The sequence below is a fragment of the Roseibium marinum genome (genome assembly GCF_002906165.1).
GTDB classification, from domain to species: domain Bacteria; phylum Pseudomonadota; class Alphaproteobacteria; order Rhizobiales; family Stappiaceae; genus Roseibium; species Roseibium marinum.
In genome coordinates this window covers 1-1,052 of sequence record NZ_PPCN01000028.1, presented here as the reverse complement: position 1 = coordinate 1,052, position 1,052 = coordinate 1, and the positions used below count along the sequence as shown (strand labels likewise).

Sequence of the window (1,052 nt, the reverse complement as noted above, 5' to 3'; positions counted from 1 at the left end):
TCTAGAGCGTATCCGTTTTTCGATGAATCGAATGTGATGTGACATGTCAGGTTAGGTCTGATTCAAGCTTTCCAGCAATGGAGGGCGATTTAATGGGCCGGGCACTGAGTTGCGATCTTCGGGATCGGGTTTTGAAAGCATCGCGGGAAGGAGCTTCTGCGCGACAGGCAGCGGCGAGATTTGGTGTGAGCGCTTCCAGTGCGATCCGCTGGATCGCGCGCGCCGGACAGGGCGAGACAGAGCCCCGCAAGCCCGGACGCAAGAACGTGTCCCGTCTTGATCCGCACGAAGGGTTCATCGTTGGCCTGATCGAGGACAAGAAGGACATCACGCTTGACGAGATGGTCGCCCGCCTTGCTGACGACTGTGGCATGAAGATCGGCCGAAGCATGTTGAGCAGTTGGCTGCGCTCACGCGGGTTCACATACAAAAAAAGACCGCTCACGCATTGGAGCAGGAACGTCCAGGTTTGATGATGCGGCGTCAGGCGTGGTTCGACAGCCAGCTTGATCTTGATCCGGCCAGGCTCGTCTTCATTGACGAGACCGGCCTGAATACGAAGATGGCGCGGCTGCGTGGGCGATCCTTGAAGGGAGAACGTTGCCGGGCGGGAGTGCCACACGGCCACTGGAAAACGACAACCTTCACCGGTGCATTGCGCTTGACCGGCATGACGGCGCCGATGGTACTCGACGGTGCCATGAACGGTTTGGCTTTCCTGGCCTATGTCGAGCAGGCCCTTGTACCGACGCTGTCACGCGGCGACATCGTCGTGATGGACAACCTGCCGGCCCACAAGGCTGTCGGCGTCCGGGAAGCCATTGAAAGCGTCGGTGCCGAGCTGCGCTATCTGCCGCCTTACAGTCCCGACTTCAACCCCATCGAGATGGCGTTTTCGAAGCTCAAGGCTCTGTTGCGCGCCAAGGCAGAACGTACAGTCGACGCCTTGTGGAACTCCGTTGGTGACCTCTGCGCCCACTTCAAGCCACAGGAATGTGCCAACTACTTCGCTGCCGCCGGATATGAACCAACATAAAACGGATGCGCTCTAG

Annotated in this window: 1 protein-coding gene; it reads left to right on the top strand. The window is 58.7% G+C overall.

Features of this window, described 5'->3' with window-relative positions:
• The first annotated feature begins 92 nt into the window (after window positions 1–92).
• Window positions 93–1,036, top strand: a protein-coding gene (locus CLV41_RS27380) for an IS630 family transposase (protein ID WP_103225665.1) whose coding sequence is annotated in 2 segments (ribosomal slippage) — window positions 93–429 and window positions 429–1,036 — 945 coding nt in all. Because the reading frame shifts where the segments join, the coding sequence is not laid out codon by codon here.
• Window positions 1,037–1,052 lie beyond the last annotated feature (16 nt).